This window comes from Aestuariivirga sp., assembly GCF_044239095.1.
In the GTDB taxonomy this organism is placed as follows: Bacteria; Pseudomonadota; Alphaproteobacteria; order Rhizobiales; family Aestuariivirgaceae; genus Aestuariivirga.
The window spans coordinates 1-4564 of record NZ_JBIICB010000321.1; the positions used below are offsets into that span (position 1 = coordinate 1).

Genomic DNA, 4564 nt, shown 5'->3' on the forward strand with positions numbered 1-4564 from the left:
CCTGACCAGTCGAAGATCGGCGACGACATCATCACCGTCTACGAGCCGCGCGTTGCCGGTGGCACCTATGCGCCGCCGAACATCGCTGGCTCGACCTCGGTCGTGGCCTCGACCTCGCCCGAGCCGGAAGCGGCCTTCCTCATGCTCGCCTATCTGACGACATCGTCGATCATGGCCATGAACGAAGCCAATGCCAACGGCGTGGCGCCTGGCACCAAGTCGGTGCTCAACAACGAGAAGCTCCGCTCGGTTTCGCAGCCCGCCAAGGTCTGGGCCGAGTCGCTTGACTATGCCTGGTGCGCGCCGCGCATCCCCTCGGGCTTCCAGGTCGAGCAGGAAATCGGCTTCCTCGTCAACGAGGTCATCGTCGGCACGAAGAAGCCGAAGGAAGCTCTCGATGAGGCTGCAGGCAAGGTCAAGGCGATCATGGAAAAGAACGGCTTCTACAAGGGCGCCGATCCCATGAACTTCGCGGCCACCGAGCCGGGCCTGTGGATCGGCAAGGGCAAGCCGCTTCCGTTCTGATCGATAACCCTACGTTCCGGGGCTCCGCGCAGGCGGGGCCCCGGTCCATTCCCTATCAAAGGATTTTTCCTGCATGACAGACGCGGCGCTCCAGCTTCCCAAAACGGTGGTACGCCGCCGTTCGCCGTTCATGCGGAAGGCCTTCCCCTATCTGCTGCTGGCGCCCGCCGTCATCTATCTGCTGGGCATCACGCTGTGGCCCGGCGCCTTCGCGATCTACCGCTCGCTGTTCACCGGCAAGTTCAACTGGCAGAACAATTACGTCGGCTTCGAGAACTATCTTGTGCTGTTCGGCGACGAGCATTTCTGGACGGCGCTGTGGAACACGCTGCTGCTGGGCTCGATCACGCTGACCATCGAATTTGCGATCGCCTTGCTGTTGGCCGCACTCGCCTACCGCTCCCCCTGGGTCAAGGGCTGGCGCATCCTGTTCATGCTGCCCATGCTGTTCATGCCGTCCGCCGTGGGCTTTCTGTGGAAGCTCTTGTTCAATGATGGCCGTGTCATCTCCGACCTCATGATGCGTGTGGGCCTCGTCGATAGCCCGGTCGACTGGATGGCGCATATCTGGAATGCCCGTTTCGTGCTCATCGTCACCGACGTCTGGCAGTGGACGCCCTTCCTGTTCATCATTCTCGTGGCTGGCCTTCAGGGCCAGGACAAGGAGGTCGAGGAAGCAGCACGCCTCGATGGCGCGTCATTCGGACAGATGTTCTGGAACATCTCGCTGCCGCTGCTCCGCCCCATTATCGCGATCGCGCTCGTGCTGCGCGGCATCGATCTTCTCAACAACATGTCGGCGGTGGCCATCATCACGCAGGGCTCGCCCGCAGGCTATACAGAAACATTGAGCTACTTCATCTACCGGACCGCCTTCCGCAGCTTCGACCAGGGCTATGCCGCCGCCGCCTCGGTGCTGTTGCTGATCGCATCTGTCATTCTCGCGCAGATTCTCGTGCGAAAATTCTTCAGGTCGGGAGCCGAAACATGAGCAAGCGCATGGAAGGCCCCCGCTGGGGCTGGATTGTATTGACCATCTGGGGGATTTTCTCCTTTCTGCCGATCCTGTTTTTCGCGTCGATCGCGCTCCGCCCGCGTAACGAGATCATCGCGCCGGTACCGATCTATTTCCCCACCATCACCATCGAGACCTGGGCCAAGATCTGGAACGAGTGGCCCATTGGCCTCTACTTCTACAATTCGGTCGTCGCCGTCTCGGGCAGCGTCTTCATCTGCCTGATCCTCGGCGTGCCCGCCGCCTATGCGCTCGCCCGGTACAAGTTCAAGGGCAATGCCGATATCGGCAACTACATCCTGTCCACCAAGATGATGGCGCCCGCCGCGGTCGTCGTGCCCATGTTCTTCCTGTTCGGCAAGATGGGGCTGATCGATTCGGTCTGGGCTCTCATGCTCGTCTATGCCGCCATGAACCTCTCGATTGTCGTGTGGATCGTGCGGAGCTACATGATCGACATCCCGCCCGAAATCGAGGATGCCGCCCGGACCGACGGCGCGACGGACCTTCGCATCCTTTGGGAGATCATCATTCCCATGTGCCTGCCCGGCATTATCACGGCAGCCGTCATCGCCGCGATCTTTGCCATGAACGAATATCTCTTCACGCTGATCATCGCCTCGAAGAATGCGTATCCGCTCTCCGTTGCGCTGGCCAACTTCTCCGGCGGCTCTGATGGCATCATCTACAACGCCATCGCGCTTGTGGGCTTCCTCGCCTTCTTCCCCGCGCTGCTGCTGGTGATCCTCATCCAGAACCATCTGTCGCGTGGCCTGACCATGGGGGCGGTCAAGGGCTGAGCCGGGTTCGCAAGCACGGCCGCGGCAATGCGCGCGCTCGCGCCTCATCAGGCGCGGTTCAAGACCTGGTCTTTGCCGTCTTCATGAAGGCGAGGGTGTGGCTGAAGTCCTTGACCCCGGCCTGAGAACCCAGTCCGGTCGCGTTCAGTGCTGAGGTTGCCTGGGCGAAGCGAACCGTGGTCTCGGGGTCGAAGCCATTGACCAGCCCCACCGCGAAGCCAGCATCGAAGGCATCGCCACAGCCGCAGGTGCACTTCACATCGATGTCGAAGGAGGGCAGGTGGAACTTCCGGCCCTCCGCGTCATGATAGTATGCGCCGTCGCCGCCCAGCGTCAGCACGCAGGCCTTGACCCCCATGTCGAGGAAGAAGCGTGCGGTATCTCCGTGGTCCGAGAGGCCGCATAGCGCCTGCGCCTCCTCGATCGACGGCATGAAGTAGTCCGTGTAGGGCAGCACATGAGCGATGGCGGGAAGATCCTTCGGGCTTCCGGCGAACACGTCCACGGTGGTGATGGCGCCTGCAGCCTTGGCGGCCTTCATCACTGTGGCGCTCTGTCCCTTGTCCATCGCATCCATCAGACCCACCCCGCCGGCGTGGAACACTTTCGTGTCTGTCACCTGCGGGATCATGTCGTTGGTGACGAAGAAATCAGAGGTGGCGCCCTTGCGATGAAGGGCGGGGCGGGAACCGTCGGCCCTGGTCAGCACGATGGAGGAAGACGTCTTCCAGCCCGGCTTGCGTTGCACGCAGGAGGTATCGACGCCAAAATGCTGAAGCCTCTGCAGCACCCAGTCGCCCATGAGATCGTCACCCACGCCGGCAACCGCCAGGGTGCTCAGACCCATCTTGGCAGCGGCAATCGCCGCCGTTCCGCCCGCGCCCGATACGGCGAGCGTCAGTTCGTCGATGAATACGGTGCCGCCGCCCGCTGGCACTTCGGTGAAGGGCCAGCCCAGGCAGTCATAGGTATAGAAACCCATCGAGACATAGTCGTAGCGCGGCACGAGACCCTCCCTTGATCGGCCGTGCCGGTCTCTAGAGCATGATCCTCAAAAGTGGAAACCACTTTTGCGGATCATGTTCAAGCTATTGATCTTGAGCGCGTTCTCTTCGACCAGGTGAGTTCACCTGGCCGGAACGCGCGCTACGCCAGCATCAGCAACGGTTCCTCAATAAGGCCCTTGAAGGCCTGGAGCAACTCGGCTCCTACCGCGCCATCGACCGCGCGATGATCACAGGAGAGCGTGCAGCTCATCTGCGTGGCGAGCACCGGCTGGCCCTTCACGGGAATGAAGCGCTCGACGGCGGCGCCCACCGCGAGGATCGTGGCCTGCGGCGGATTGATGATGGCGGTGAACTGCTCGATCCCATACATGCCGAGGTTCGAGATCGCCGCCGAACCGCCCTGATATTCCCCTGGGCTCAGCCTGCGTTCCCGCGCCCTTGCAGCGAGATCCTTCATTTCGGCGGAGATGGCGGTGAGCGTCTTTTTCTCCGCCGCGCGGATGACGGGTGTGAAAAGCCCGCCGTCCACCGCGACGGCGACGCCCACATCGCTGGCCCTGTGGCGGAGGATGGCATCACCCGCCCAGGTGACATTGGCGGCAGGAACCTTCTGCAAGGCCAGCGCCATGGCCTTGATGATGAAATCATTGATCGAGAGCTTCCAAAGCGGTTTGCCATCAGCACCTGTGGGTGCGGATGCGTTCAGCTGTTCGCGCGCGGCCTTGAGCCTGTCGATGGTGCAGGTGACGGAAAGATAGAAATGCGGCACCGTCTGCTTCGACTCGGTGAGGCGCGCGGCGATGGTGCGGCGCATGCCGTCCACGGGCACGGCATCATAGCTGCCTTCGGCATAGAGCTTGCGCACACTTTCATGCGAAGAGCCGGCAACCGGCGTGGCAACCGGCGTCACAATCGCCGGGGAGGGGGCGGGCTTGGCCTCTCCCGCTGTGCGCACGTCCGCCGCCGTGATGCGGCCGCGCGGACCCGAGCCGGCAATCGTCCCGATTGCAAGGCCTGCCTGCCGCGCCAGCCTGCGGGCAAGCGGCGTGGCCCGCGGGATGCCGCCGTTGATGGCGGGAGCGAGAACGGCGGGCGCTGCCGTAACTGTGGCGGGCGGTAAGGCCTCAGTCTGGGGCGCTGCGGCAATGGCCGGCGCGGTGACGGTCTCGCCCTCCGCATAGATATAGGCCACCGGCGCGCCGACGGCTGCGGTGCCT

4 protein-coding genes and 1 pseudogene are annotated in these 4564 nt (G+C 62.9%); 3 read left to right on the forward strand and 2 right to left on the reverse strand.

All coding sequences use genetic code 11. From position 1 onward, the window contains the following. The 3 genes and pseudogenes from ACILRA_RS20230 to ACILRA_RS20240 all read left to right on the forward strand — a co-directional run. Nucleotides 1–525 (forward strand): annotated as a pseudogene (locus ACILRA_RS20230) (sugar ABC transporter substrate-binding protein); the annotation flags it as partial. A 73-nt stretch (nt 526–598) separates the two neighbouring features. Continuing rightward, nucleotides 599–1516 (forward strand): carbohydrate ABC transporter permease, encoded by a 918-nt coding sequence (locus ACILRA_RS20235; RefSeq protein WP_395663858.1) that lies wholly within the window; start codon nt 599–601, stop codon nt 1514–1516. Next, complete coding sequence (locus ACILRA_RS20240; protein WP_395663859.1) at nt 1513–2340, forward strand: carbohydrate ABC transporter permease; 828 nt, start codon at nt 1513–1515, stop codon at nt 2338–2340. The genes ACILRA_RS20235 and ACILRA_RS20240 overlap by 4 nt, the downstream gene beginning before the upstream one ends. A gap of 58 nt (nt 2341–2398) precedes the next feature. Here the strand turns inward: ACILRA_RS20240 and ACILRA_RS20245 are convergent, their stop codons facing one another. Continuing rightward, nucleotides 2399–3346, reverse strand: coding sequence for a carbohydrate kinase family protein (locus tag ACILRA_RS20245; RefSeq protein WP_395663860.1), 948 nt, complete (start codon nt 3344–3346; stop codon nt 2399–2401). Between the two features lie 140 nt (nt 3347–3486). After that, nucleotides 3487–4564 (reverse strand): dihydrolipoamide acetyltransferase family protein (locus tag ACILRA_RS20250; protein ID WP_395663861.1); only part of this gene is annotated, 1078 nt, incomplete at its 5' end.

Excerpts from the sequence above, each read along its gene's own strand:
- ACILRA_RS20235 (WP_395663858.1), top strand. The coding sequence starts at position 599 with ATGACAGACGCGGCGCTCCAGCTTCCCAAAACGGTGGTACGCCGCCGT.
- ACILRA_RS20240 (WP_395663859.1), top strand. The coding sequence starts at position 1,513 with ATGAGCAAGCGCATGGAAGGCCCCCGCTGGGGCTGGATTGTATTGACC.